The following is a 25851-nucleotide window of genomic DNA, read 5'->3' as shown; positions in this document are numbered from 1 at the left end:
TGCGCAGCCCATCAGATTCCTCACTCCGCATTACAGATAAGCGTCATCCATGAACGATTTCACCGCAGTCAGTCCAGGCATCCCTTCCACCCACGCCGACATCCTGTACGGCCCGCCGCGACCGGATCTGCTGCGCAAGGAAGTACTGGCCGACCTGCTGGAAGCGACGGCCCGCCGCTGCCCGGAACAGATCGCCCTGATCGATGGCGCGCGCCGCATCACGTATGCGCAGCTCGATGCGCAGGCCGGCCTGGCCGCGGCACGCCTGGTGGCGGCCGGCGTCAAGCCCGGCGACATCGTGGGCCTGTGGCTGCCGCGCGGCGCCCATCTGCTGCTGATGCAGGCGGCGATTGCCAAGGCGGGCGCCGCCTGGCTGCCAGTCGATGAAGACACGCCCGTCGAGCGCCTGCAGGTGTGCCTCGATGACGCGAATGGCTTTGGTGTCGTCAGCTGCGCCCAATTCGCGCCGCGCCTGGCCGGGGCAGGCATTGGCCGCCCCGTATGGACGGCGGAAAGCCTGCTGGTCCCCGCCACGCCGGGCGAACTGCTGCCCGCGCGCGCCACCGTGCTGCCCGAGCACCCGGCCTATGTGATCTACACGTCCGGCTCCACGGGTAAGCCCAAGGGCATATTGATCAACCAGCGCAGCATCTGCCACTTCCTGCGCAGCGAAAACGCCGTGCTGGAAGTGACGCAAAGCGACACCGTCTACCAGGGCTTTTCCGTCGCTTTCGACATGTCGTTCGAGGAAATCTGGATCGCCTACCTGGTGGGCGCCACCCTGTGGCTGGGCCCCAAGGAGATTTCGGGCGACCCGGAAGCCTTGCCGCGCGCGCTGGCAGCCAACCACGTCACCGTGCTGCACGCCGTGCCGACCTTGCTGGCCCTGTTTGCGGAAGAAGTGCCGAGCCTGCGCCTGATCAACCTGGGCGGCGAGATGTGTCCGGAGTCCTTGGTCGAGCGCTGGTCGCGCCCGGGCCGCGCCATGTTCAACACCTATGGCCCCACGGAGGCGACCGTCTCGTGCAGCCTGGCGCGTTTGCGGCCAGGCGAGCCGGTGACCATCGGCACGCCGCTGCCCAACTACGGTTTGCTGGTGCTGCAGGTGGCCGAAGCGGGAGAAAACCGTCCATTGACTTTGCTGCCGCGCGGCGAGACGGGGGAGCTGTGCATCATCGGCCCCGGCCTGGCCGAGGGCTATCTGGGCCGGCCCGACCTGACGGTGGAAAAATTCCTGCCCAATCCCTGGAGCACGGGCCCTGACGATGTGCGCCTGTACCGCACGGGCGACCTGGCCCGCATCGATCTTGATGGCCAGGTGCTATGCCTGGGCCGCGCCGACGACCAGGTGAAAATACGCGGCTTCCGCGTGGAGCTGGGCGAGATCGAAGCCGTGCTGGCGCAGCAAACGGGCATAGGCACGGTGGCCGTCTTGCTGCGCAAGGATGACGGCATCGACCAGCTGGTGGCGTACATCGTCGGCAGCGACGTGGCGCCGGCCGACGCCCTGGCCGCGAAAACCCTGCGCGCCGCCCTGAACCTGCATTTGCCGCCGTATATGGTACCGGGCCGTTTTGAATTGCTGCCGCTGATGCCGCGCCTCACTTCCGGCAAGATCGACCGGAAAGCCTTGAAAGCCATGCCCCTGTCCACACCGCCGGCTGGCGAAGCGGGAGAGTCGGACGTGCCGGAAACCCCGGCCGAAGCGGCCCTGTTCGCGGCGCTGGCCAAGCTGTTCCCGGGCCAGGCGATTTTGCGCCAGCTGGACTTCTTCAGCGACCTCGGCGGCCACTCCTTCCTGGCCGCGCGCCTGGCCTCCGCCCTGCGCGCCGATCCGGCCTACGCCCACATGACGGTGCGCGATATTTACCAGAACCGGCAGATCGGCAAGATCGCCGCCGTGCTGAATGAAGCGCCGGCGCTGGCCACGCCGGAAGCGGAATGGACGCCGCCATCGGCCCTGAAGCGCTGGATTTGCGGCGCGGCACAGGCGGCGGCCGTGCCTGGCCTCGTCACCCTGCGCATGGCGCAGTGGATGGCGCCGTTCTTCACGTACCACTTCTTCACGGGCGACACGGGCGACACCGTGCCGCGCGCCATCGCCGCCTCCATCGGCGTGTTTTTACTCGCGACCCTGGCCGAATTTGCCATCGCGATCGCCGGCAAGTGGCTGATCGCGGGGCGTTTGAAGCCGGGCAGCTATCCGCTGTGGGGCGTCACCTATTACCGCTGGTGGCTGGCCGACCGCCTGGTCGAATCGGCGCCCGCCTACCTGCTCAGCGGCTCGTCCCTGAATAGCTGGTGGCTGCGCGCGCTGGGCGCCAAAGTGGGCAAGGAAGTCGTCATCGGTTCGATGACCCTGCGCGCGCCCGACCTGCTGTCCATCGGCGACAACGTCAGCGTGGGCAATGCCGTCAACTTTGAAAACGCCCGCGTGGAACGGGGCCGTTTGCTGCTGGGCCGGATCAGCATCGGCGACGATGCTTGCATCAGTTCTTACGCCATTTTGGAAGGCAATACCACAGTGGGCGCCTTCGGCCACCTGGAAGGTCAATCGGCGCTGGCCGATGGCGCGGCGGTGCCGGCAGGAAGAGTCTACACAGGTTCTCCCGCGCGCGACATTGGCGCGTTCGACCCTGCCAGCCAGCCGCCGCGCCCCGCCGTCTCGCGCCTGCGCCTGACGGGCGAAACCCTGTTCTTTTGCTTCGGCATGGTCCTCATCGCCGTGCTGTTCTTCATGCCCGTTTTCCCCAGCTTCGTGCTGATCGACTGGTTCGACGAGCGCGAAATGATGCCGTGGCTGCAGGGCCGCGACGTGACGACCCAGCTGGCCCGTTACTTCCTGCTGGCGTTTCCCGCCAGCGCCGTGCTGATCGTGCTCACGGCCCTGCTGTCGGCCGCCATCCGCTGGGGCGCGCTGCCCCGTTTGAAGCCGGGCAGCTCGCCCGTGCACAGCAATATCTATTGCGCCAAGTGGCTGGTCAGCCATATCCAGGAATCGAGCCTGAACGTCCTGCACGGCATTTACGCCACCGTCTACGCGCCGTACTGGTACCGCCTGCTGGGCGCCAAGGTCGGCAAGGGCGCCGAGATTTCCACGGCCCTGGGCGTGGTGCCCGACATGCTTACCCTGGGCGACGACACCTTCATCGCCGACGCCGTCATGCTGGGCGATGAGCAGATCGACGGCGGCTGGATGACCATGCGTCCCACCGTCGTCTCGCACCGCAGCTTCGTCGGCAACGGCAGCTACATCCCGGACGGCACGGTGCTGCCCGAGCACGTGCTGATCGGCGTGCACACGCATGCGCCGCGCAATGAACAGATGCACAGCGGCGACACGTGGCTCGGCTCCCCGCCCATGCATTTGCCGGCGCGCGAACAGGTCAGCGGCTTTGCCGAACACCTGACGTTCAAGCCGTCGCTGTTGCGCCGCCTGGGTCGCAGCCTGATCGAAGCCTTCCGCATCGTCGCGCCGCACGCGGTGGTGATCGCCGTCGGTTATACCCTGGTGCTGGACGTGATGCCGATCGCGGGCGCGGGACGCTGGGGTGAAGTGGTGAGCGACCTGGCGATTGCCGGCCTGGCCTACGGCGTCGGCAATTTCCTGGTCGTCGTGCTGTTCAAGTGGCTGCTGCTGGGACGCTACCGCAAGCATGCGGCCCCCATGTGGACACCGTTCGTGTGGATTTCGGAAGGCGTGACCAATCTGTACGAAGGCATCGCCGTGCCCAACTTCATGCGCTACCTGCGCGGCACGCCGTGGCTGCCGCTGGCCTTCCGCCTGTTCGGCTGCAAGATCGGCCGCGGCGTCTACATGGACACGACGGACATCACGGAATTCGACTGCGTGCACATCGGCGACTACAGCGAACTGAATGCGCTGACCTGCCCACAGACGCATTTGTTCGAAGACCGCGTGATGAAGATCGACCACGTGGAGATCGGCCAGCGCGTCTACATGGGCCCGCGCAGCTCCGTGCTGTACAGCGCCAAGGTGGGCGACAACGCACGCCTGGGACCGTTGACCCTGGTGATGAAGGGCGAGCACATCCCCGCCGGCAGCAATTGGGCGGGCTGCCCGGCTGCGCCTTTACGCAACGGATCGTAGCTGATGGACTCTACGGTGCTCTGGTCAGGGGATGGCGTGCTGGTGATCGGCATCGCCGCCGTGCTGCCGCGCTTGGAGGCCCGGTTGCACCTCCGCGCCGCCGTACGCGAGGCGGCGGCGCACTGGCTGAAGTTGGGTATCGAGACGATCTCGGTGGAGTCGACGCCGGGCTCCCCTCCCCGTTTGCTGCTGGCCGGCCGCGCGGCCAGCCTGTCGTTCAGCCATGACGAGGGACTGTCGCTGGCCGCCATCGGCCTGCATGGCGCCGTTGGCATCGACGTGATGCGCGTGCAGGACATTGCCGACTGGTTCCATCTGGCGCGCGATTATCTGGGGCCGCAGGTGGCCGAAGCACTGAGCGCCTGCACCGATGCGCAGCGCCCATTGGCCCTGGCGCAGGCGTGGACGGCGCGCGAGGCGGTGCTCAAGTATGCGGGCAGACAGTTGGCGGAGTGGGATGATGCAGCATTGAATTGTCACTTGCAAGCTGTGGAGACACCGCAAAATTTCGTGGCTATGTTAGCGACAATCCGGGGTCAGACCCGACGGGTCTGACCCCAGCTTTACGCTGTTGGGTTGATTCCATCTCAATCCTCTTTACCGTCACCAGCTCCGCCAATCTGGACGAAAATCAGTTTTACGATAATACTGACGAACAGTCCCAGCACCCCGATCAATTCCAGCATGGCCATTCCTTTGCAGTGACAGCAGACCAGGCACTGTAGCGCGAACGGCGGGGCCGGGCCAATATCAAATCAGGCAGTTTCCGATCTCGAAAAGGCATACGATTGATTTCCATCAGACAGTTCCGCTATTTTGTCGAAGTCGTCGATGCGGGCAGCTACTCGCGCGCGGCGGAAAAGCTGTACATCGCGCAGTCGGCCCTGAGCCGCCAGATCAAGGAGCTGGAAGGTGAAGTGCAGGCCCTGCTGCTGACGCGCGACTCTCGCCATATCGAACTCACGCCCGCGGGCCAGGTCTTTTATGAGCGGGCCAAGCGCATCCTCGACGACATCGAGGAAACCGTGCGCCAGACGCGCCACGTGGGACAAGGCGAGCAAGGCATCATCCGCCTGCTGCATTCGAGCTCCGTCACCCTCACGCCCGCCATTGGCGCCGTGCTGAACCGGCTGCTGGCGCAGTTCCCCGGCGTCTCGCTCGATGTATCGAAGGGATCGTCGGAAAACCAGGCTGCCGACATCGAGGAAGGCCGCGCCGACCTGGGCCTCGTGCGCCTACCCACCCTGCGCAAGCATGCCAATATCGTCGTGCGCGAACTGTTTGCGGAAAAGCTGGTGGTGGCCGTGTCAGCAATATCGCCGCTGGCCGCGCTGGAGCGTACGACGATAGCCGCGCTGCGCGACGAAGCGTTCGTCTCGATCCCGCACAAGGACCGCGGAGGCCTGAGCTACCTGGTGGCGGGCCTGTGCCTGGCACAGGGTTTCTTCCCGAAGGCGGCGCGCGCCCTGTCGCGCAAGACCTCGCAGCTGAACCTGATCGAGGCCAACATGGGCATCGCCATCGTTCCCGACAGCATGCGCCTGGTAGCGCCGCCCGGCGTGCGTTTTATCGCGCTGCCCGACGAGGAGTCGCACTCCGTCGTCGGCCTGATCTCGCCGCGCGCGGCCAGCGGCATGGTGGCCGCGTTTACGGAAGCGTTCGTGCGCGAGATGAATACACTCTAGCCTTCCGCATACAGCGCCGCATCCACGTCGCGCACGGCCGCCATCAGCAAGGCCAGCTTCATGACATCGAGCTTGCCATCCGTGCGCACGCGCGAGCACAGGTCGATGCCGTAGGGGCGCACCTGGCGCAGCGCGTCGGCAACGTTGGTGTCGTCCAGCCCACCGGCGAGGAAAACGGGACGGGGACTGGCGCGCACGAAGCGCGCACTGATGGACCAGTCGTGCGTGCGGCCCGTGCCGCCCAGTTCCGGGACCAGCGCGTCAGGGCGGCCCGAATCGAGCAGGAAAGCGTGCACATGGGGCGCGTAGGCGGGGATCAGGTCCAAAGCCTGCGGCCCCTGCACATGGATCACCTGCACGCGCCGCACGTGCGGCAGCAGGCGCGCCAGTTTCTCGACTTCGCCAGGGTCGATATGGCCGACGATCTGCACGGTGGACGGCTGCGTGGCGCGCACGTGTTCGGCGATGGCTTGCGCCGTCGTCTCGGACGTCAGCAGGAACGTGGCCACGGGCGGCGGCGTCCAGGCGGCGATCTGCGCGATGCGCGCGTCGGGAATCGGGCCGGGGCCGGACGGCATGGCCGCCACCAGGCCCAGCGCATCGGCGCCGGCGGCTATGGCCAGTTGCGCTTCGTCGATGGAAGCGATGCAGCAAATCTTGATGCGGGTTCTCATGGCCTTGCGTGTTCAAATGGGATGAGCAACATTACAACACAGGGCGGCGCGCGCGCCAAGACACGCGGTCAAGGCCGCGCCATGCCGCCGCAAAACCATCACCAGCACAGCAACGAGCAAGGGCAGACTCCTTGGCGTCTGATCGTCAGCCCGCGCTGATTGACATGCGCCAGGCGGCGGACGATACTTGATTTATCCCGGATCGCCATTGGAAGCCGCACATGCGTATCGTCGACTTTGAAGTCCGCAAGGAGTGTCCGCCGCAGCTGTGCGACTGCGAGCGCGAGCGCCTGCTCGGCGATGCGCAGGCGGACCTGTCCATCCTGCGCCTGAACCTGACGGAAGAAAAGCGCCTGCTGGCGCACATCGAGGGCATCGCCACCCTTGCCCAGCTGAGGAAGCTGCAATTGCTGTTGCAGAAAAACCTGGGCGTGGAATTGCAGATCACGCCTGGCAGCGGCGAAGTGCGCACCGTGCGCGGCTTCCAGATCCGCCTGCTGGAACGGCCCGGCCTGTGCCGCAAGACGCGTGCCGCCATTCCGGCCGCCGTGCGGCGCTGCCTGGTCGCGCACCCAGAGATCGCGTTTGCGATATTGAATGAAAACGATTTGCTCGGTGGGGGGTGAGCCGAGTAGGTCGGATTAGCGGGCACCGCGTAATCCGACACCATTCTTGGCGTATGTGCGAATGTCGGATTACGCTACGCTAATCCGACCTACGCCGCCACGCTGGCGCGGATGGGAATGACCTTGCCCTTCGCTTCGCGCGCCCGCAGCTGCCCGCAGCCGCCTTCCACGTCCTGCCCGGCCGAATCGCGCAATTTGGTCAGCACGCCGCGCGCGTGCAGGGCGGCGGCAATGGCGCGCGCCTTTTCCCAGCTGGGGCGCTTGAACGGCAAGTCGGCGATGGTGTTATACGGGATCATGTTCAGCACCGCGTACTTGCCCTGCAAGAGCGCGACGATGCCATCCATCTCGTCGTCGCCATCGTTGACGCCTTCCATCAGGGTCCACTGGTACTGCACCGGGTAGCCGGTCAGGCGCGCATATGATTCGCCGAAGTCCACCAGTTCGCGCGGAGTGAGCTTGGGCGCGCGCGGCAGCAGTTGTTCGCGCAGTTCCGGCTTGGTCGTGTGCAGCGACAGCGCCAGCGCCGGCTTGACCCTGCCTTGCGGCAGGCGCTCGAAGGCGCGTGGGTCGCCCACGGTGGAAAACACGAGGTTCTTGTGGCCGATATTTCCCTCGGTGCCCAGCAGCTCGATCGCTTCCATCACATTGTTCAGGTTATGCGCCGGCTCGCCCATGCCCATGAAGACGACTTTTTTCACGGGACGCATAGTGCGCGCCAGTACCACCTGGGCGACGATCTCTCCGCTGGTGATTTGCCGGATCAAGCCGTCGCGGCCCGTCATGCAGAACTGGCAGCCGACGGCGCAACCGACCTGGCTCGATACGCACAAGCCGTCGCGCGGCAGCAGCACGCTTTCCACCGTCTGGCCATCGTGCAGGCCCACCAGCAGGCGCGCGGAACCGTCCGCGCCCGGGTGCGTGCTGAGCAATTTCAGCATGCCCTGCAACTCGAGGTCGAGCGCGGGCAAGGCCTCGCGCACGGGCAGCGGCAAAAAGTCTTCGGCGCGGCGCCGGCCCTGGTCGTGCGGCTGGCCCTGGATCCAGTCGCGCAGCACGCGCTGTTCGTGCAGGGGCTTGGCGCCCAAGGCGCGCAGGCGCTGGCGGAGATGGTCGATTTGCATGGCGTCTGAATAAAAAAACGGCGCGCAGGAATGAAACCGGCGCGCCGTGTTACGGGTAAAAGCTTTAGACCTTCTTGACGAATTCCGTTTTCAGGCTCATGGAACCGAAGCCGTCGATCTTGCAGTCGATATCGTGGTCGCTGTCGACCAGGCGGATGTTCTTGACCTTGGTGCCCATCTTGACGACACCGCCGCCGCCCTTCAATTTCAAGTCCTTGATGACGCTGACCGTGTCGCCATCCTGCAGGATATTGCCGGCCGAATCGCGGTACACCTTGGCGCCCTCTTCCACCGCTTCGCCGGCCGTGGCCGACCATTCATGCGCGCATTCAGGGCAGATCAACTGGCTGCCGTCTTCGTACGTGAATTCGGATTTGCATTGCGGGCATGGTGGTAATGTGCTCATTTTATTCTCTGTCTGGTGAACAGCGCGTGCTGTAAAAGCCGACATTATAAGCGCTACGCCCGCCATCGGCGGGCTTTTTCGCATATGACGTCGCAGCCTTATTTGATATTTTTATCCAGGAAGGCGCGGATCACCGGCCCGATCTCGCGGGCATGCGTTTCAAGGGCGAAGTGGCCGGTGTCGTAGAACCGGATATCGGCGTTGGGCAAATCGCGTTTCCATGCCTGCGCACCGGCTGGCAGGAAAAACGGATCGTTCTTGCCCCAGACGGCCAGCAGCGGCAGTTGCTGCTGGCGGAAATAGGCCTGGAATTGCGGGTACATGCGCACATTGGACGCGTAATCGAGGAGCAGGTCGAGCTGGATGTCGGCGTTGCCAGGACGCGCCACCCGCATGCCTTCCAGGGTATAGCCGTCGGGAGAAACGCTGCTCGGATCGGGCACGCCTTCCAGATATTGCCATTTTATCCCGGCCGGCGTCGGAAAGTCGGCCAGCGCCGCGCGGTTTTGCGCCGTCGGCGCCTGCCAGTATTGCCTGATGCCGTCCCAGCCCTTCGACAGTCCCTCTTCATAGGCGTTGCCGTTCTGCGAGATGATGGCCGTGATGCGCGCAGGATGGGCCAGCGCCAGGCGCCAGCCCACTGGCGCGCCGTAGTCGTGCACCATGATGGCGTAGCGATCCAGCTTCAACTGCTCGGTAAAACGGTCCATGGTCCGGGTGATGTTGTCGAAGGTGTAGGCGTAGTGTTCGCGCGCCGGCGCTTCGGTGTAGCCGAAGGAAGGCAGGTCCGGCGCCACCACGTGATAGCGGTCGCTCAGCGCCGGGATCACGTCGCGGTACATGAACGAGGACCCGGCAAAGCCATGCAGCAGCACGATGGTCGGCGCGGCAGGGTCGCCCGCCTCGCGATAAAAAACATTCACGTCGCCGACTTTTTCAAACCGGTAGTGTACTTGCGCCTTGTCGGCTGCCGACATCGGGGCGGCGCCGGCGCTGGCCGCCATGGCCACGGTGGTGGCGGCGGCGAGAGTGGTGGTCTTGATATTCATGGCAATGTCCTTGTAACCTTTAAAGTGAGTATTTGAAGGTTACAAGCATTTCTGGTAACCTGTCAATATTATTTTCAGAGGTTACAAAGGATTTCAAATGACGCCGCATCCCGAGCACGCTCCGCACTTCATCGGCAACCACCTGGCGCTCGATTTCATCAACAGCGCCTTTGGCATGGGGGATGACAGCTGGGATTGCCTGGCCGACAACGCCGGCGCGCTGGCCTGGCTCAAGGCAGCGGGCCTGCTGGCACCCGACTTCAATACACCGCCTACCGGACTGGCAACGCTGGCACAGTCGCTGCGGACGGCGGCGGGACGGCTGATCGATTTGAACATGCCGCGTGAGCCAACCGACTTCGCGGTGGTGAACCGGATACTGGAGGCTGGCCGCCCTGTGCGCACGCTGGCGCAGGGCGAAGGCGACAACGTCGTATTATGGAAACGGCGCCGCGACGACAGCGCGGCCAGCTTGCTCGAACCGGTGGCAGCGGCGCTGGTCCAGCTGCTGACGCAGGGCGAGCTGGCGCAAGTGCGCCAGTGCGAAGCGCATGATTGCACGCTGCGTTTCCTCGATGTCACCAAATCGGGCCGCCGGCGCTGGTGCAGCATGGCCGTTTGCGGCAACCGGATGAAGGTCGCCGCTTTCCGGGCGCGCAAGGATGCCAGATAGCGCCGGCAGGCAACACCCTAATTTTCACTGACAGGAGTGACCAGTAATGACGACATCCAGCTATCCCGATACCCGCCTTTGATCGCCAACGCATGGGTGGAGGCCAGCGGCGGCAAATCCATACCCGTGCTCAATCCTGCCACCGGGCAGGCCATCGGCACGGTGGCCCATGCCAGCATCGCCGACCTCGATCGCGCGCTTGCCGCCGCCCAGCAGGGTTTCGAAACGTGGCGCGCCGTCGATATCGCCCGGCAGATGACGCAGGAGCAGGGCAAGCCGCTGACCGAAGCGAAAGTGGAAATACTGGCCGGCGCCGACATCATCGACTGGTTTGCCGCCGAAGGCATGCGCGCCTATGGCCGCATCGTGCCGTCGCGCAACCCGGCCGCGCAGCAGCTGGTGCTCAAGGAACCAGTCGGCCCGGTTGCCGCCTTCACGCCGTGGAATTTCCCGATCAACCAGATCGTGCGCAAATTGTCGGCCGCGCTGGCCACCGGTTGCTCCTTCCTGTGCAAGGCCCCGAAAGAAACGCCGGCCTCGCCTGCGGCGCTGATGCAATGCTTCGTCGACGCCGGCCTGCCACCGGGCGTGGTGGGCCTGGTGTTCGGCGACCCGGCCGAAATCTCCGGCTATCTGATCCCGCATCCGGTGATACGCAAGGTGACGTTCACTGGCTCGACGCCGGTAGGCAAGCAGCTGGCCGCGCTGGCCGGCGCCCACATGAAGCGCGTGACGATGGAACTGGGCGGCCGCGCCCCGGTGATCATTGCCGAAGACGCCGATGTGGCACTGGCCGTCAAGGCCGCCGGCGGCGCCAAGTTCCGCAATGCGGGCCATGTGTGCATTTCGCCGACCCGCTTCCTCGTGCACAACGCCGTCAAGGCCGAATTCACCAGCGCGCTGGTCAAGCACGCCGAAAGCCTAAGCTGGGCGATGGCCTGCAACAGGGCACCACGCTGGGGCCGCTGGCCAATGCGCGCCGCCTCAGCGCCATGGCGAAGGTAGTCGAAGACGCGCAGGCCAGAGGCGCCACCCTGGCCACCGGCGGCAGCCGTATTGGCGACACCGGCAACTTTTTCGCGCCGACCGTGTTTGCCGACGTGCCGCTCGACGCGAGCATATTCAACGATGAACCGTTCGGCCCGATCGCCGGCATCCGCGGTTTCGACAGTCTGGAGGAAGCCAACCTTGAAGCGAACCGCCTGCCGTTCGGCCTGGCCGGCTACGCTTTCACGCGCTCGATCAAGAACGCCCACCTGCTGATGAACCGCATGGAGGTGGGCATGTTATGGATCAACCAACCCGCCACCCCGAGCGCCGAAATGCCCTTCGGCGGCATCAAGGATTCGGGACATGGCACGGAAGGCGGGCCGGAGGCGCTGGAGTCCTACCTCAATACCAAGGCCGTATCGCTCGTTGGCGTGTAAGCGGGTATCGGCGACGCCGTCGTTCAGCTACGCAGCACTATCTCGATGGTGCTGTGGACGATTTCCTCGTGGATGCTTATCCGTGCGCGCAGCCGCGCAGCCGTCAGGGTGGGGTCGCGGCTGACCACCGACAGCGCGCACGAGTACAGCTGCTTGCCAACGCGCCAGACATGCAGGTCGACGATGCGCGGCGTGTCGCCCCCCTCTTCCACCTCGACCGCCTCGCGGATTTCCTGCACCACCGGGTGATCCATTTCGCGGTCCAGCAAGACCTTGCCGGTCTGCTGCGTCAGCTTTTTCGCCCACAAGGCCACCAGCACGGCGCCCGCGATGCCCATCACGGGATCGAGCCACTGCCAGCCGTAAGCCCACGCGCCGGCCAGCGCAAGGATGGCCAGCACGGACGTGGCGGCATCGGCCAGCACGTGGATGTAGGCGGCCTTCATGTTCAGGTCTTCGCCATGGCCATGGTGGTCGTGGTGATCGTGGTGGTCATGCCCATGGCCGTGGTCATGATGGTGGTCATGGTGCCCACCGAGGATCAGCGCGCACACGAGGTTGACGGCCAGGCCGAAGGCCGCTACCGCCATGGCCTGCGCATAGTGGATGGGCTGCGGCGAGAACAGGCGCTCGACGGAGGCCACGACCATCAGCACGGCCACCCCCAGCAGCAGGATGGCGCTCGTGTAGCCGGCCAGCACCTCGATCTTCCACGTGCCGAAGGCAAAGCGTGGGTCGCGCGCATAGCGGCGCGCGGCCGCATACGCAAACGCGGCCAGGCCGATGGCCAGCGCGTGCGAACTCATATGCCAGCCATCGGCCAGCAGGGCCATGGAGTTGTACCACCAGCCGGCCACGATTTCCAGCACCATCGTGGCCAGGGTGATCCACATGACGATGCGCGCGCGGCGTTCGGCCTTGCCATTGCTGCTGTCAAAAACGTGTTCGTGCTGCCAGGCGGAGAGGTCTTCCTTGATAAATGTCGTTTGCATGACGGTCTCCTTATTTAAGGTAGGTGCGCAGGATGCCCGCGATGTCGTCGGCGCCCCTGGCCCGCTCCTCGCCGGAGATATCGGGACTGGCCACGTGCTCACGCAAGTGTTCTTCGATGACTTCGGCCATCAGGCCATTGACGGCGCCGCGCACGGCGGCGATCAGCTGCAGCACTTCGCCGCAATCGCGCCCCTCTTCCAGGCCCCGCTCCAGGCCCTCCACCTGGCCCCGAATACGCTTCACGCGATTGAGCAGCTTGGTCTTGTTGTGCGCCGTGTGTCCCATGATTCACCCTCGATAAATACTATAGGGGGGTATACTATCAGAGGGAACCGGACGGCGCGATCTTTTGCAGCTTGCTGGCCAGCGAGGCGTCGGACAATTCGCCCAGGTGCGTATCGACCAGGCGCCCTTGTGCGTCATAAAACAGGGTGGTGGGCAGGGCCGAGGAACCGGCCGCCTTGCCCAGCGCCGCGTCGCTGTCGAGCAGCACGTTGCGCAGGGTCACGCCGCTCCGGTCCAGAAAAGCGCTGGCGGCAGGCGCATCCTCGCGCTGGTTCGCATACACGAAGACGATATCGGCGCGCGCCTGCTGCGCGGCGGCCAGCACGGGCATCTCGCGCCGGCATGGCGGGCACCAGCTGGCCCACAGGTTGACCACCATGGGCTTGCCGCTGGCCAGCGCCGCCAGGGTCACCGGCGCGCCGTCGAGCGCCTGCAACGCCACGGCCGGCAAGGCCGACGGCTTGTCGTACGCCAGCGAGATCCCTGCGCTCAGCACGCCCCAGGCCAGCGCGCCAGTAGCCACGCTGATGGCCAGCGGACGGCGCATGGCCGCCATGGCGGGGCGCCGGCAGCGCCACGCGGCGATGGCCAGCGCGGCCGCGATGCCGGCCGGCGCGAGAAAACCGCCATCGCGGATATTGATGATGGACCACGGCGCCACCAGATATTGTTCGTGCCAGCGTAGAACGAATGCCAGGCGCGCCGCCAGCAGGCCGGCGATCAGCATGTCGGAAACGAGAGGACCGGCGTCCGGCTGTTGGCGATACCGCCTTAGCGACCACGCCACGCCATAAGCGACGCACAGGGAAACGAACAGCAGGACGAGGCCCGTGGGCAGGGCCAGGGGACCGATTTGCAGGGACAGCATGGGCGCTTTCAGGAACGTCGGGGGACGGCCATTGTGGCCCATGCGGATTAAGCAGGCGTTAAGCGGTGCGAAGGTCAGGTGAGCAGCGCTTCCTTGCGCACGAAATGCATGGCTTGCGGCTGGTCCACCAGCACGCACTGCTTGCCCGTGCGCTTGCAGTGGTCGTGCACGCGCCAGTAGGCATCGTGGCTGACGCAGCCCGTCTGGCAAATCACCAGGTCGGCCGCCACCAGGCCCGCTTCCAGCGCCGCTACGTCGTCGGCGCCATCGTCACCGCCAGCATGGTGCAGGAAGCGCCCGCCGGCCTGCTCGATGGCTTGCTGCGCCACATTGGCGCCGGCGGCCTGCTGGCCCGCATTCTGCTCCAGATAGCTGCCCACATACAGCACGGCTTTTTCGCGCACGTCGGCCTGCAGGGCTGGCGCAGGCAGCCACTGCAGGCGCAGCAGCTCGCGCATCAGGTCCTGCACCCGCTCACCGAGCCATTCGACCCGGCGCGCCAGCCTTGCACGCGTCGGCAGGCCCGGCACGCTGGCCGCCAGTTCGGCCAGTTCATCGCGCGCCAGCGCCAGTTTTGTATCGCGGATCACGACCTGCGCCCGCGCGCGCATCAATTCAGACTCCAGCTGCGCGATGCGGGCCGCCTGCGCAGCCATCTGCGCACTGCAGCGCGCCTGCGCGCGGCCATATTCCGCCATCAGCACGCGATGCTCGCGCGCGATCATGTCCTCGTTGCCATACATACTGCCCATCATGCCCTCCTTCACCGACCGTGGCGCCATGGCGCCAGCCCATCGCTACCCCATGGATCCGCATTATAAATGAGAATCATTATTATTTATCCATGCGCGCACGCTCAGTAGGGGTATGCGGTGGCCGCCAGCGTCACGCAGCCGGCGGGCAAGACAGCAGACGCTTCCATACGTCGTCCTGCACCTCCCGCACATACCGCAGGCCATCGGGGCCACGATAGATTCCCAGCGTGTTCGGCCACGCCATATCGATGAACAACAGCCGCGCCGGATCGATCAGCAGGGACTGGCCCACATAGTTCCCCTTGATTTCTCCCTTGTTGACGGTCAGCAGGCGCGCGCCACCGGCAAGCGCCCGCTCGTCCAGCGCCACGCCGCTGCGCTCGGCCACGTCGCGCAGCCAGCGTTCACGCCAGCGCGCCTGCTCGCCGAACTGCCCCTTGGGCGGCCGATCCAGCTTGACGATGGCCGCCACGGGCCCGTCTATCCCCGCCTGCAGCGAAAAGCCCAGGCGTTCCTGCAGTTCGACCGTGTAGGCCTCACCCTTGACGTCGATCTGGTAGCGCCCCACCCCGTCCTGTACCCGCAGGTCAGCCTGATGGTAGGAAGGTTTGACGCAATTGGCGTATTGATGGACGAGCACATCGAGAAACGGCGGTTCGACGGGGGATGTCGCCGCCATGGCGGGCGACAGGCTGGCACACAACATGGCGGCAGCCACGCATTGCATCGTATTCATTCTTGCTCCGGTTATTGCACAATTTTTTTCAATGGTGGAATTGGCAAGATCCGCACTCTACCTGATAGGGAGAAAACAGCCCGCACGACATGGAACGACAGGCCCCGGCGCACAATTCAATTGAATCGCGCTTGTTAAATCATTATTTCTGAGGTGTAATCTTATAAGTAAATCATTGAATTAATTGCAAGCACACTCATCTCGCCACACGGAGTTCCAGTCCATGTCCGAATTGGTCCAAACAAGCGCGTCGTCATCATCCGGTGCAGCACCCGTCGCCAATGGCTACAGCCAGGCCACGCGCCTGCTGAAGCTGAGCACTCCCCTGGGCCCGGACAAGCTGCTGGCCGAATGCGTGCGCGGCGAGGAAGGCCTGGGGCTGGGCTATACCTTCAACATCGCCGCCCTGTCGCTCGACGCGGCCATTCCCCTCAAGTCGCTGATCGGCCAGCCCATCCTGCTGGAATTGCTCATGGCCGATGGCGGCTGGCGCCCGTTCCACGGCCACGTCACCGCCGTCGAACTGGCGGGCGCGAACGGCGGCTTTGCCCGCTACAACCTGACCATGCAGCCGTGGACGGCCTTCCTGGCGCACGGCCGCGACAGCCGCGTCTTCCAGGACCTGGCGGTGCCCGACATCCTCGAAGTCGTCTTTGCCCGCTACCAGGGCCAGGGCATGCTGGCGCCGGCCTGGCGCTTCGATCTGCTCGACCGCGCAATCTATCCGAAACGCAGCATCTGCAGCCAATACCAGGAAAGCGACTGGGCCTTTGCTGAGCGACTGATGAGCGAGGAAGGCCTGTTTTACTATGCCGAACACACGGGCGACGCGGGCAGCGCCAGCCTGGGCAGCCATACCCTCGTCATCGCCGACCACAACGGCAGCTTCAAGCCCAACACCCAGGCCAGCATTGCCTACAGCCAGCCAGGCGCCGTCATGCCGCAAGACACGATGGACCGCTGGCGCATGCAGCTGCGCCAGCAAACCAACGGCATCGAACTGTCCAGCTGGGACTACCGCGCGCTGGGCCAGCGCCCCATCAGCGCCGCCAGCACCCATGACGGAACGATGGCGCTGGTCAGCCGCGACGCGCCCGGCGCCTATGCCTACCCGTCGCGCGAACACGGACAACGGCTTGCCGAGCGCCAGTTGCAGGCGCTGACGGCGTCCAGGGAAGTGTTTACGGGCGCCGGCACCGTGCGCACCCTGGCGCCCGGCACCACGTTTACCCTGAGCGGCCAGGCGCAAACGGATGCGGCGGGCGGTGGCGACGCAGCGACCTTCCTCGTCACCCGCACGGTGCACCTGATGCATAACAACCTCGATGCGGAACTCGGCGGCGGCCTGCTGCAGCGCTTCGGCCAGGGCTTGCTCGACGCGCTGATCGGCGAAGAGGCGGCCGGCAGCCTGCATGCCGTCGGCGACACCATCAGCGAACGCCCGCCCTACCGCAACCGTATCGACGCCATCCGCAGCAAGGTCCCCTACCGCAGCACCTATGCCAACGACCACGGCCAGCTGCTGCATCCACGCCCCGTCATCATGGGCCAGCAGACCGCCATCGTCGTCGGCCCGGCAGGCGCCCAGCTGCATACGGACCGCGACCACCGCATCAAGGTGCAATTCCACTGGCAGCGGGGCGCGCAAAGCCATAGCCGGCTGGCGCATCCGGCCGCCGACGGCCACACGGGCGCGCCCGGCGACGACAGCGCCGGCACGTGGGTGCGGGTGGCCACGCCGCTGGCGCCCGTTGCCGGCGCCAACTGGGGCAGCAACGCGCTTCCCCGCGTGGGCCAGGAAGTGCTCGTCGATTTCCTGGAAGGCAATATCGATCGCCCCGTCGTCATCGGCACGCTGTACAACGGCCGCGGTCAGGCCGACGCGCAAAACAACCAGGTCAGCCAGGGTACGGGCGCGGCGACGGGCAACGCGCCGGCGTGGTTTCCCGGCCAAGCCGGCGCCCACGCCCACCCGGCGGCCTTGTCGGGCATCAAGACGCAAGCCATGCAGGCCAGCCAGGGCGGCGGCGGCGCCTACAGCCAGCTGGTGTTCGACGACAGCCCGGGCCAGGGCCGCGTCGCCCTGCAGCGCCACGCCGGCCCTCACCAGGGCACGGCCGAACTGAACCTGGGCCATTTGCGCCACCAGAGCGACAACCAGCGGCTGGCGCCGGCCGGCTTTGGCGCCGAACTGAAAACGGAACACAGCGCCGCCCTGCGCGCGGGAGCGGGCATGCTGCTGTCGGCGCATGGCCGCGATGCCAGCGGCAGTCAGATGGATGCGCAGGAAGCGCTGGAACAGCTCTGGCAAAGCTTGCAACTGCAGACTTCGCTGACTGAGCAGGCGCAGAAACATTTCGCGCTCGAAATGCCCAGCCCGGCCACAGCCGGTGCGGCCGCGCCAGCTTCCACTGCTACGCCGGATCAGGCGGAGACGCCTTCGCCAGCCGCGCAGCTCCCCGCCCTCGCCCAGATGCGGCACAGCATCGAGGTCCTGGGCGCGACGGCCGAAGGCGCCGCCACGATGGGCCAGGGCCAGCAGGCGGCGGGCGGCGAAGGCCAGGCCAGCGCGTATGGCGACCCGCAACTGCAATTATCCAGCCCGTCCGGCATCGCCGCCACCACGCCAGCCAGCGCCGTGCTGGTCGCGGGCGGCAATGGCAGCCTGACGGCGGGCGCCGATCTCAACTTTGCGGCGCAAGGCAACAGCCTGTACGCGCTGGGCAAGGGCATCAGCCTGTTCACCTACGGCAAGGCCAGCAGCAAGGACAAGCCCAACCAGGAAACCGGTATCCGCCTGCATGCGGCCAGCGGCAAGGTCAGCAGTCAAAGCCAGTCCGATGCGACACGGCTGACGGCGGACAAGGCCATCACCGTCAGCAGCACCGCCAAGAGCGTCACGGCGGCGGCCAAGCAGCACATCCTGATGACGGCCCAGGGCGCGTACATCCGCCTCGAAGGCGGCAACATCATGCTGCATGGACCGGGCAAGGTCGATTTCAACGCCAGCATGAAGGAATTGACGGGACCGGCGAGCAGCACCCCAAAATTACCTTTGTTGCCACAGGCTGGGGACGTAAGCAATTTCATGGAATTGAATTATCGCTGGGATGATTTACAGCCCATGGTGGGGGCGCCATACGCCTTGCTGTTCGACAATGGCACCCGCCTGGAAGGCAAGCTCGATGCAAACGGCTTTGCCCGTCTGGAAAACCTGCCTGATCGCAATGCCGTCGTGATCTACGGCGAAGACGAAAGGGAAGCGGTTCCCCGCCACAAGCAGAAACCGAACCAGCTGGCTGGCAGCAAGCCGAAAAGCGACGACGAGGCGCAATCGGTCCTCGAACGCTATCTGGCGCAAGAGGCCGCTTACTACAAAGACAATTTCTTTCCGGATGAGCTCGCTGAAATGGCTGAAGACTTTCCTGCAGGCGCCACCGTCAGCACACTTGAATATGATTTTCACTACGACGATTATCGCTACAAGGACGAGGACAGCATTGCAGACAAAGCCGCAAGCAAAAGCTACCGGGACTTGCACGATCAGGAAGGCGACGAGTCATGAGCGGCCTCACCCCTACCGTCCCGGCCAGCGCGATCCGTGGCGCCTCGCCTGCCAGCCGGGCGCTCAGGCAGGCCGATGACGGCATCGGTACTTGGCTGAGTGACCTCGTCACTGGTTCGGGCTCATCTCCCGCGCACATCATCATCACCGGCATTCTCGGTGTCGTCCCTGGTGTGGGACAGGCCATGGATGCGCGCGACTTGATCCTTGGCATCATTGTCATCAGCAAATCGCCGTCCGCCATCGGCGCCTGGGTGGAACTGGCCATCACCCTGGTCGGTTGCGTACCCGCCGTGGGCGATACGCTCAAGGTCGGCTTCAAGCTGATGAACAAGGGGCACAATTTTGGCCGTGTGCTGGAAGCCGTCTCGCCCAAGCTGCGCGGCAACGTCGAAAAATTCATGCGCAAGATCGACTGGAACGTACTGGCCCGTGAAAGCAAGAGCTTGTTCAAGGGTGTAATCGATACGTTTATCGACGGCATCGATAGCTGGATCGTCAAAGCCGTGGCGGGAAAGTCGGAAGTCAAGCTGTTGATCCAGGAAATGCAGGCAATCCAGAAGCGCGGACCCAAAATGATCGAGGACGCCTTCGCCGAACTGAAAAAACTGCATGGCAAGATGATGGGCCATGACCTGCCGCACAACACGGCTGCGGTCGGCAACGCGACAGGAAAAGGCGTGCAGCATGCAGCACAGGAGGCGGGAAAGGACATTGCCGGCAAGGAAGCAAAAGCCGCCAGCAAGGCCGAAAAGAGACTTGCAGCGAAAAAGAACAAGGACGTCACCGGCAATCAGGCCAAGCCCAATTCCAGCAAGGTCAATACCAAGAAAAAAGGCGAAAAGAAAAAGCAGGGCTGGCACACCGGCGTACCGGCCGAGCACATCACGGATTACTTCGTGAAGAAAAGACATGCGCTGTTCAAGAAGGCGAACAATGCCGGCAAGCTGACCGAAGAGCATAGCCTGCCGCACGCAGGACTCGATCATCTGTGGTTCAAAGGCGCTGCACTTAGCCAGCCTTTCGTTGTCGGCGAAACCAAGTCGAGCCTGTTCGATTCCTTCCGCCTGATGGCGGCGCTACCGGCCGATCTGCAGGAAAAATTCAGTTCCCTGAGGGCGGACGAAGCGGCGAATCCGACGAAAAACAATAACAAACCGAATATTTTCGAAAATGCGGACCGCGATGCCCATGCAAATCAAGACGTAAAAATAGGGAACCAGGAAGCGGATGAAAAAGAACTGAGAAAGGGCTTGAACAAGGAAAATAAAGAAACGAAGCTGCCGACGCAAATGAGCCACGAATGGATCGCCCGCTCGATAAAATCGGAGAAACTGACGGCTACCGGAGTCACCATCAAGCCGTTGATGAAAAAATACGCGGCAGGCCAGCTGCTCAATCCCAAAGCCAGCCCCCCCTATCTGCGCTGGATTTCACTGGTCACCGGTCGTCAATTGACCAAGCATCGGCAGTCAAAGGGGCGCAATCATGAAATCCAGTTGATGCTGGATATTCCAGAAAATATATTAAGGAAATAAGCATGCAGACACTGGATGAAAAGACTTTTCTCGCATCCCGTAGGGAGTTGCTGTTGTCATACGCCATCTATGTTGAAAGCAAAGACAGCCAGGACGAGTGCTTCGACATGGTGGAGGCAGGCTTGCAACAGCCCGCGGAAGTACTGCAAAATATCCCGCCAGAAAACTTCATGACGGCGACGCGCCAGCGGGCCTGGGAAGGTATCGACCAGCTCACCCTGGCCTACAGCGCCGGCCATACGACAGCCGATCTGCGCGCGCTGTATCCCACGATACTGGAATATTGGGAAGAGTTTGCCAGATATGACACGGCTTTTGACCTGCAGGCCAGCGCCGCGGAACGGGGCTTTCCCCACTTCGCCCTGCCCGATGTCGCATACGAACAAGTCAACCGGATGATCTGCCTTGGCATTCTCCTGGGTTGGGGTAATTTGCTGCCCCGCTTGGCGCCTGTCATCGATTTCAACAACCATGAAAAAGATGGGCTGGTTGAACGCCTGCTGGCATTTTCCATCGATGGCAGGGATACCGACTGGCCGGAATGCACGCGCCACCTGCCCTATTTCAAGACACTCAAGATATTCGCGGCAGAAGAAAAAGATCGTCCGGCGTTGATGCAGGACTACCTGGAAGAATGGTATTACGCCAGCCGCCGTGAACCCTACTATGACAGTCACGAGCGCGATACGTCATTTTTAGGCTACTGGTCATGGGAAGCGGCAGCCATCACCTGCCTGCTCGATATCGACGACAGCAGCTATCGCGATGCCACATTCTATCCGGCAGACCTGACGGCCTTTTTCCGGCAGGCACGCGTGGACTATGAACCGGACGGCGGCGGTCCTGTGCCGGCAAACGAGTTGCGCGCCAAGGCTGGCGACCCCTGCCCCAAGGCGGGAACGTGGGAATCGCTCGATATTCCTCCGCGTGCCATGTCGTATGAGCGGGAACAGCCCATGCTCGACCTCGAGTCAGGATATGGATTGACTGTCTGGCGATATCTGGAAAATTGAATATGCCCGCGGGGCGCCAAGCGCTCAAAAACATCCCAAGGCGGCAAGATGCCGGTTTTCGATGACTCCAACTATGGGGAAACAATTTGGTATTGGAGTACGGAACGGTATCCGGCCATGAAAATCATCCGCGCTGGTACGATGAGCATCTCAAAATCAGCGAAGAAGGCGATGCCGCCTTTTACGGCTACGTGACCTTCGAAGCGGCTGCGACCGTCTTTATGCTCGACCTGGACGACAGCCAGATCGAGCATCTCGTCTCCCCCAAAGACCTGGTCGATTATGCACTACAGTTATGGGAAGAAGGCCGCTACACCAGTCAGGAAACAGAACCACTGATACGCAAGGGACGCGTCTAGGGCGGCCAGTCCTGCCCTCAAACAGGCTTCTGGGAAACCCCAGCAAAATTACACAGCCGCAGTCATTTCGCGCAAGGCCAAGTGATGCCTGTTTTTGATGACGCTGCATACGGTGAAACCATCTGGTATTGGAGTGAAGAACAATAGCCAATTTTCCATCTGGCACAATCAGCGACTGGCCCAGCGCCGAGCTGCGCCAGCGATCAGAAAAACGACGGAAAAACAATGAGGACAACCCCGTTCGACATGCGTCGCCGACAGCAATTTCTCTACGAAGATCTTTATAATAAAACGAGAGCAAATCAATTTGCGTTAATTAACGGGGGTATTGAAAACAAAAAAATAGCCGATTCGACGCTGGAAAATTCTTCAGTGCATCAGTTTTTATATTTAGAAGCGTTCTGGATATGGATGCTCGACTATACGGCGGGCGAGCCGATCGCTGCACTGGCGCCGCGCATCGCCGACATCGTGGATAAGTTTGAAGAGTGGAATAAGGTCGATCAATTCTGTCAGCAGGAAGCAGCGCTCGAGTTTCCAGAGTTTGGGCAGTACGAATATGAGGGAGCACCGGAGTTTCCCATCCTTTCCGACTATCAGGACACACTGCAACTACTCAGCATTGCCATCCTTCTGCGCGACCATCATTCGGTTAAACGCATCATCTACATGCTACGCAGTCACCGTGGCCGCGATGGCCTGTTCGAACAATTGATTGACGGGTATGTGGAGAATGGACAAGCCCTCGACACCTGTATCATCGGCAAGCCCTATAGCACGCTGTTGCAAGTGTTCTATGAGGAAGATGAGAAGGCCACGCTCGACCTGCTCCAAAAATATTTGAGACAGTGGTATCCAGCCATGAAAAATCATCCGCGCTGGTATGACGGGCATCTGAGAATCCGGGACGAAGGCTACGCGCCCTATTACGGTTACTGGGCATTTGAAGCGGGTGCGACGGTTTTTTTACTCGACCTGGACGACAGCCAAATCGACCATCTTGTCTATCCCAAGGACCTGGTCAATTATGCACGTCAGCTGCGGAAAGATGGCCGCCACACTCGCCTGGGCACAGAACCTCTGATACGCAATGTGTGCGTCGAGGGCGGCCAGCCCTGCCCCCAAACTGGTTTCTGGGAAACCCCAGCAAAGTTACACAGCCGTAGCCATTTTGAGCAGGGCCAAATCATGCCTGTTTTTGATGATGCGGCATACGGTGAAACCATCTGGTACTGGAGTGAAGAACAATAGCCAATTTTCCATCTGGCACAGCCAGCGACTGCCCCAGCGCCGAACTGCGTCAGCGCACGAGCCTTTGAAATGGCGCCCCTACGCAGGCCGGTCAGCGGCAAGCACTGGACATTCGGCTGCCAACCCGCAGATTGGAACAGGGCGAGATCATGAGCAATCTGGATGCTGCCTGTGGCTTGACGGTATGGCATTTTCTGAAGGTATAAAAAACAACGACGTGAGAGGAGAAAAGATGAGCACAACGGAACGTTTTTTTACTGCCGAAGATGTAGAGGGAATGGTTGCGGACCTCAAGGAATGGCCAAACATGTCCTGTGACGATGGAAATCAAGATCTAGGTGTGTCTCCATTTACTACTTTCTATTTCCTCTACAACACTAAGCACCACCTTGATACGTCACTGCTGATGGTGGGTATTCATGAGGAATTTGAACGACTGACAGGGAATCCCTATCTTATCGGCACGCATCCCGACTCGGAACGTCCTCACCCTTACGGCTCAAAGCGTTTGCCAGTTCTGCGTGAATTTGCTCGAAAAACAAGAAAAACAGACTATTTCGCCTTCAATTTTACCGATCAGAAAAAACACAACTCGTCTCCTTCTACTGCTGGATATTTCTGGAAAATGCGGGATCATATGAACGATGATCCAGAACCATCAAACAGGGATTACTCATCCATTCAATTCTACTATCGCTGGTCATGGTGGAAGGACAACAAGAATGCGTGGCGGCAGTTTGTTCTGGAAACCATGGAAAAACTAAAACCTGATCAGGTTTACAGCGGCTTTTCGATGGCCAATCCGCTTGCCTTCGGTACCCGCTCGGCAGTGACCGTGTGGGAACGCTCTCTGGCGCCGCGATTTTTTGGCTTGGACATTGATTATCCTTTTTCCATGAGCGGCTCGCTGGCAGACGGCATCCGCCCGCCAACCTGGGGCTTTTTGCTATCGGATACGTGGCGTGAAAAATTGGACCTCAGCCGCGACCAGATAAAACTCGGCCTGCAGCATCCGCAAATCAGGATCGACGAGCTCGACTCCGGCCTATGGATCGAACTGGGCGAGGAGCCGGCGCTCTACCCGGTAGAGGACGGCGTGCCGGAATTGCCGGCGCTGCTCAACAAGCTGCTCAAGCCGATCCGCGACGATCATATGGCGCTGCTGGGCTTTGGCCAATGGGACGGCGATCCCAACGAACGCTTCAACGATGCCGACTCGCTGCGCTGGATGCGGCGCTTCGATGCCGACAGCGACTGGCCCAGCGCCGAGCTGCGTCAGCGCCGCGATGACGGCGGCCCGGATGACACCGCGCCAGCACAGGAGCCATTGGAATTGCGTGCCTACGCCAGCGAGGCCTGCCCGCAGGCCGGACAATGGCAAGCGCTGGACATTCCGCCGCAAACCCGGCGATTTGAACAGGGCGAGATCATGAGCAATCTGGATTCCGCCTATGGCTTGACGGTGTGGCGCTTCCTGAACGCATGAAGAAACAGCGACGGTACTGAGATTCGAGACCATCGACCTGATGCGCGATTGGAAAAGGCAATCATGCATTGCGGTTCGAGATACGCGTACCTTCTTTGACACGAATACAATTTACCCAAGAGAAAAGCACGTAGCCATGGAAGATTTACCCTTTCATCAACGACGTAGACAGCATTTTCTCCATGAAAAACTTTATCAAAAAACACGGACAAATCAACTTTCCTTGATCCGGGGAGGAGAGGAAAACAGAAAGGATGCATATTCGATAGGCGAAAGTTCCTCCGTTCATCATTTTCTGTATCTGGAATTGCTCTGGATATGGATGCTTGACTACACGGCAGGTATAGCCCTCGATCAACTGGCGCCTCGAATCGCCGATATTGTGGACAAATTTGAAGAGTGGAACGAAGTGGATCAAAGGTATCAACAGGAGTGTGCGCTGAAGCTGCCTGAATATGGTCCGTATAAATATTCGGGGGCGCCCGATTTCTCGATACTTTCCGACTACGAAGACACGCTGCAACTGCTGAGCATTGCCATATTGGTACGCGATCAGCGTTCGGTCCAACGCATCATCCACGTACTACGTAGCCATCGCGGTCAAGATGGCCTGTTCGAGCAATTGATCAGTGCTTATGTCGACAACGTCGTAGAGCGCGATACCTGCGTACTTGGCGCCCCTTATGACACCTTGCTACATGTGTTTTATGAAGAAGATGAAACGGCCACACTCACCTTGCTCAAGAAATATCTGCAACAGTGGTATCCGGTAATGAAGGATCATCCACGCTGGCATGACGAGCATCTTAGAATCAGCGAAGGGGGCTATGCCGGCTATTATGGCTATTGGGCATTTGAAGCCGGAGCGGCGGTCTTTATTCTCGACCTGGACGACAGCGTTATTGATCATCTGGTCTACCCCAAAGACTTGGTCAATTATGGCCGCAAGTTACGCGCGGAACACCGTTACACCAGTATGGATACGGACTTAATAAATAAGGCCGGTCGTGTCGAGGGAGGCCAACCCTGCCCGCAAACCGGCCTCTGGGAAACCCCAGCAAAGTTACACAGCCGTAGCCATTTTGAGCAAGGTGACAGAATGCCATTTTTCGATGACTCTAGATATGGAGAAACCATTTGGTATTGGAGTAGGGAACAGTAACCTCCATGACAGCATGGGAGATGCTTCCCTCGAAATTCGTCAGCGCTGATATATATTAACGTTCC

22 protein-coding genes and 1 pseudogene are annotated in these 25851 nt (G+C 62.1%); 14 read left to right on the top strand and 9 right to left on the bottom strand.

The annotated features are described in order from the left end of the window. Positions 1-49 precede the first annotated feature (49 nt). The 3 genes from FG13_RS00770 (at position 50) to FG13_RS00760 (ending at position 5796) form a co-directional block, all read left to right on the top strand. Entirely contained in the window at positions 50-4111 is a 4062-nt protein-coding gene (locus FG13_RS00770) for a Pls/PosA family non-ribosomal peptide synthetase (protein WP_035817510.1), read from the top strand. Positions 4112-4114: 3 nt separating this feature from the next. Beyond that, the gene (locus tag FG13_RS00765; RefSeq protein ID WP_035817508.1) at positions 4115-4666 is read left to right on the top strand and encodes a 4'-phosphopantetheinyl transferase family protein; all 552 of its coding nucleotides are present in this window, start codon (positions 4115-4117) and stop codon (positions 4664-4666) included. Positions 4667-4899: 233 nt separating this feature from the next. Further along, positions 4900-5796 carry a LysR family transcriptional regulator gene (locus FG13_RS00760; RefSeq protein ID WP_035817505.1) on the top strand — a complete coding sequence of 299 codons (897 nt, stop codon included), beginning with the start codon at positions 4900-4902 and terminating at the stop codon, positions 5794-5796. Here the strand turns inward: FG13_RS00760 and FG13_RS00755 are convergent. Next, positions 5793-6470: a phosphoribosylanthranilate isomerase gene (locus FG13_RS00755; RefSeq protein WP_081922357.1), complete on the bottom strand. Its 678-nt coding sequence runs from the start codon at positions 6468-6470 to the stop codon at positions 5793-5795. The two genes, FG13_RS00760 and FG13_RS00755, sit on opposite strands and share 4 nt — an antisense overlap. A 21-nt stretch (positions 6471-6491) precedes the next feature. Here FG13_RS00755 and FG13_RS30335 point away from each other — a divergent pair, with 21 nt between their 5' ends. Next, positions 6492-6629, top strand: coding sequence for a hypothetical protein (locus FG13_RS30335; protein WP_161784132.1), 138 nt, complete (start codon positions 6492-6494; stop codon positions 6627-6629). 62 nt (positions 6630-6691) lie between these two features. Next, positions 6692-7096: a hypothetical protein gene (locus tag FG13_RS00750; RefSeq protein WP_035817503.1), complete on the top strand. Its 405-nt coding sequence runs from the start codon at positions 6692-6694 to the stop codon at positions 7094-7096. Between the two features lie 89 nt (positions 7097-7185). Here FG13_RS00750 and FG13_RS00745 read toward each other — a convergent pair whose 3' ends face one another. From FG13_RS00745 to FG13_RS00735, 3 genes are all read right to left on the bottom strand, one after another. Continuing rightward, positions 7186-8220, bottom strand: a complete 1035-nt coding sequence (locus FG13_RS00745; RefSeq protein WP_035817500.1) for an RNA methyltransferase — start codon at positions 8218-8220, stop codon at positions 7186-7188. 64 nt (positions 8221-8284) lie between these two features. Next, positions 8285-8626 carry a zinc ribbon domain-containing protein YjdM gene (locus FG13_RS00740; RefSeq protein WP_034756972.1) on the bottom strand — a complete coding sequence of 114 codons (342 nt, stop codon included), beginning with the start codon at positions 8624-8626 and terminating at the stop codon, positions 8285-8287. 98 nt (positions 8627-8724) lie between these two features. Further along, positions 8725-9603 (bottom strand): alpha/beta fold hydrolase, encoded by an 879-nt coding sequence (locus tag FG13_RS00735; protein WP_161784217.1) that lies wholly within the window; start codon positions 9601-9603, stop codon positions 8725-8727. A gap of 169 nt (positions 9604-9772) precedes the next feature. Here FG13_RS00735 and FG13_RS00730 point away from each other — a divergent pair, with 169 nt between their 5' ends. Both FG13_RS00730 and FG13_RS00725 read left to right on the top strand, forming a co-directional pair. Beyond that, entirely contained in the window at positions 9773-10348 is a 576-nt protein-coding gene (locus tag FG13_RS00730) for a CGNR zinc finger domain-containing protein (RefSeq protein ID WP_035817497.1), read from the top strand. Between the two features lie 46 nt (positions 10349-10394). After that, positions 10395-11775, top strand: a pseudogene (locus FG13_RS00725) (NAD-dependent succinate-semialdehyde dehydrogenase). Between the two features lie 23 nt (positions 11776-11798). On the opposite strand, the gene dmeF reads toward FG13_RS00725, so the two are convergent. The 5 genes from dmeF to FG13_RS00700 form a co-directional block, all read right to left on the bottom strand. After that, entirely contained in the window at positions 11799-12767 is a 969-nt protein-coding gene (gene dmeF, locus FG13_RS00720; RefSeq protein ID WP_035817494.1) for a CDF family Co(II)/Ni(II) efflux transporter DmeF, read from the bottom strand. 10 nt (positions 12768-12777) lie between these two features. Further along, positions 12778-13053, bottom strand: coding sequence for a metal/formaldehyde-sensitive transcriptional repressor (locus tag FG13_RS00715; protein ID WP_034756961.1), 276 nt, complete (start codon positions 13051-13053; stop codon positions 12778-12780). A 37-nt stretch (positions 13054-13090) separates the two neighbouring features. Continuing rightward, positions 13091-13921 (bottom strand): TlpA disulfide reductase family protein, encoded by an 831-nt coding sequence (locus FG13_RS00710; protein ID WP_035817491.1) that lies wholly within the window; start codon positions 13919-13921, stop codon positions 13091-13093. Positions 13922-13995: 74 nt separating this feature from the next. Next, entirely contained in the window at positions 13996-14532 is a 537-nt protein-coding gene (locus tag FG13_RS00705) for a DUF2325 domain-containing protein (protein ID WP_225242253.1), read from the bottom strand. A gap of 274 nt (positions 14533-14806) precedes the next feature. Beyond that, entirely contained in the window at positions 14807-15412 is a 606-nt protein-coding gene (locus FG13_RS00700; protein ID WP_035817488.1) for a hypothetical protein, read from the bottom strand. A 223-nt stretch (positions 15413-15635) separates the two neighbouring features. Between FG13_RS00700 and FG13_RS00695 the strand changes: the two genes are divergently transcribed. From FG13_RS00695 to FG13_RS00665, 7 genes are all read left to right on the top strand, one after another. Next, positions 15636-18977: a type VI secretion system Vgr family protein gene (locus FG13_RS00695; RefSeq protein WP_081922355.1), complete on the top strand. Its 3342-nt coding sequence runs from the start codon at positions 15636-15638 to the stop codon at positions 18975-18977. Beyond that, a complete protein-coding gene (locus FG13_RS00690) occupies positions 18974-20515 on the top strand; it encodes a hypothetical protein (RefSeq protein ID WP_035817485.1) in 1542 nt (513 codons plus the stop codon). The genes FG13_RS00695 and FG13_RS00690 overlap by 4 nt, the downstream gene beginning before the upstream one ends. A 2-nt stretch (positions 20516-20517) precedes the next feature. Beyond that, positions 20518-21528 (top strand): PoNe immunity protein domain-containing protein, encoded by a 1011-nt coding sequence (locus tag FG13_RS00685; protein ID WP_081922354.1) that lies wholly within the window; start codon positions 20518-20520, stop codon positions 21526-21528. 92 nt (positions 21529-21620) lie between these two features. After that, positions 21621-21887, top strand: coding sequence for a PoNe immunity protein domain-containing protein (locus tag FG13_RS28640; RefSeq protein ID WP_161784131.1), 267 nt, complete (start codon positions 21621-21623; stop codon positions 21885-21887). A 225-nt stretch (positions 21888-22112) separates the two neighbouring features. Beyond that, positions 22113-23138: a PoNe immunity protein domain-containing protein gene (locus FG13_RS28635; RefSeq protein ID WP_051958289.1), complete on the top strand. Its 1026-nt coding sequence runs from the start codon at positions 22113-22115 to the stop codon at positions 23136-23138. Between the two features lie 232 nt (positions 23139-23370). Then, the gene (locus FG13_RS28630; protein ID WP_200880237.1) at positions 23371-24624 is read left to right on the top strand and encodes a type VI immunity family protein; all 1254 of its coding nucleotides are present in this window, start codon (positions 23371-23373) and stop codon (positions 24622-24624) included. Positions 24625-24760: 136 nt separating this feature from the next. Then, positions 24761-25786: a PoNe immunity protein domain-containing protein gene (locus FG13_RS00665; protein WP_161784130.1), complete on the top strand. Its 1026-nt coding sequence runs from the start codon at positions 24761-24763 to the stop codon at positions 25784-25786. Positions 25787-25851: the final 65 nt, after the last annotated feature.

The organism is Janthinobacterium sp. RA13, assembly GCF_000745325.1.
GTDB lineage: Bacteria > Pseudomonadota > Gammaproteobacteria > Burkholderiales > Burkholderiaceae_D > Janthinobacterium > Janthinobacterium rivuli.
Note: the sequence above shows the minus strand (reverse complement) of the source record. Positions and strands in the feature narration are given on the sequence as shown.

Excerpts from the sequence above, each read along its gene's own strand:
- FG13_RS00770 (WP_035817510.1), top strand. The coding sequence starts at position 50 with ATGAACGATTTCACCGCAGTCAGTCCAGGCATCCCTTCCACCCACGCC.
- FG13_RS00765 (WP_035817508.1), top strand. The coding sequence starts at position 4,115 with ATGGACTCTACGGTGCTCTGGTCAGGGGATGGCGTGCTGGTGATCGGC.
- FG13_RS00755 (WP_081922357.1), bottom strand. The coding sequence starts at position 6,470 with ATGAGAACCCGCATCAAGATTTGCTGCATCGCTTCCATCGACGAAGCG.
- FG13_RS30335 (WP_161784132.1), top strand. The coding sequence starts at position 6,492 with ATGAGCAACATTACAACACAGGGCGGCGCGCGCGCCAAGACACGCGGT.
- FG13_RS00750 (WP_035817503.1), top strand. The coding sequence starts at position 6,692 with ATGCGTATCGTCGACTTTGAAGTCCGCAAGGAGTGTCCGCCGCAGCTG.
- FG13_RS00745 (WP_035817500.1), bottom strand. The coding sequence starts at position 8,220 with ATGCAAATCGACCATCTCCGCCAGCGCCTGCGCGCCTTGGGCGCCAAG.
- FG13_RS00740 (WP_034756972.1), bottom strand. The coding sequence starts at position 8,626 with ATGAGCACATTACCACCATGCCCGCAATGCAAATCCGAATTCACGTAC.
- FG13_RS00735 (WP_161784217.1), bottom strand. The coding sequence starts at position 9,603 with ATGTCGGCAGCCGACAAGGCGCAAGTACACTACCGGTTTGAAAAAGTC.
- FG13_RS00730 (WP_035817497.1), top strand. The coding sequence starts at position 9,773 with ATGACGCCGCATCCCGAGCACGCTCCGCACTTCATCGGCAACCACCTG.
- dmeF (WP_035817494.1), bottom strand. The coding sequence starts at position 12,767 with ATGCAAACGACATTTATCAAGGAAGACCTCTCCGCCTGGCAGCACGAA.
- FG13_RS00715 (WP_034756961.1), bottom strand. The coding sequence starts at position 13,053 with ATGGGACACACGGCGCACAACAAGACCAAGCTGCTCAATCGCGTGAAG.
- FG13_RS00710 (WP_035817491.1), bottom strand. The coding sequence starts at position 13,921 with ATGCTGTCCCTGCAAATCGGTCCCCTGGCCCTGCCCACGGGCCTCGTC.
- FG13_RS00705 (WP_225242253.1), bottom strand. The coding sequence starts at position 14,532 with ATGCGCGCGCGGGCGCAGGTCGTGATCCGCGATACAAAACTGGCGCTG.
- FG13_RS00700 (WP_035817488.1), bottom strand. The coding sequence starts at position 15,412 with ATGAATACGATGCAATGCGTGGCTGCCGCCATGTTGTGTGCCAGCCTG.
- FG13_RS00695 (WP_081922355.1), top strand. The coding sequence starts at position 15,636 with ATGTCCGAATTGGTCCAAACAAGCGCGTCGTCATCATCCGGTGCAGCA.
- FG13_RS00690 (WP_035817485.1), top strand. The coding sequence starts at position 18,974 with ATGAGCGGCCTCACCCCTACCGTCCCGGCCAGCGCGATCCGTGGCGCC.
- FG13_RS00685 (WP_081922354.1), top strand. The coding sequence starts at position 20,518 with ATGCAGACACTGGATGAAAAGACTTTTCTCGCATCCCGTAGGGAGTTG.
- FG13_RS28635 (WP_051958289.1), top strand. The coding sequence starts at position 22,113 with ATGAGGACAACCCCGTTCGACATGCGTCGCCGACAGCAATTTCTCTAC.
- FG13_RS28630 (WP_200880237.1), top strand. The coding sequence starts at position 23,371 with ATGAGCACAACGGAACGTTTTTTTACTGCCGAAGATGTAGAGGGAATG.
- FG13_RS00665 (WP_161784130.1), top strand. The coding sequence starts at position 24,761 with ATGGAAGATTTACCCTTTCATCAACGACGTAGACAGCATTTTCTCCAT.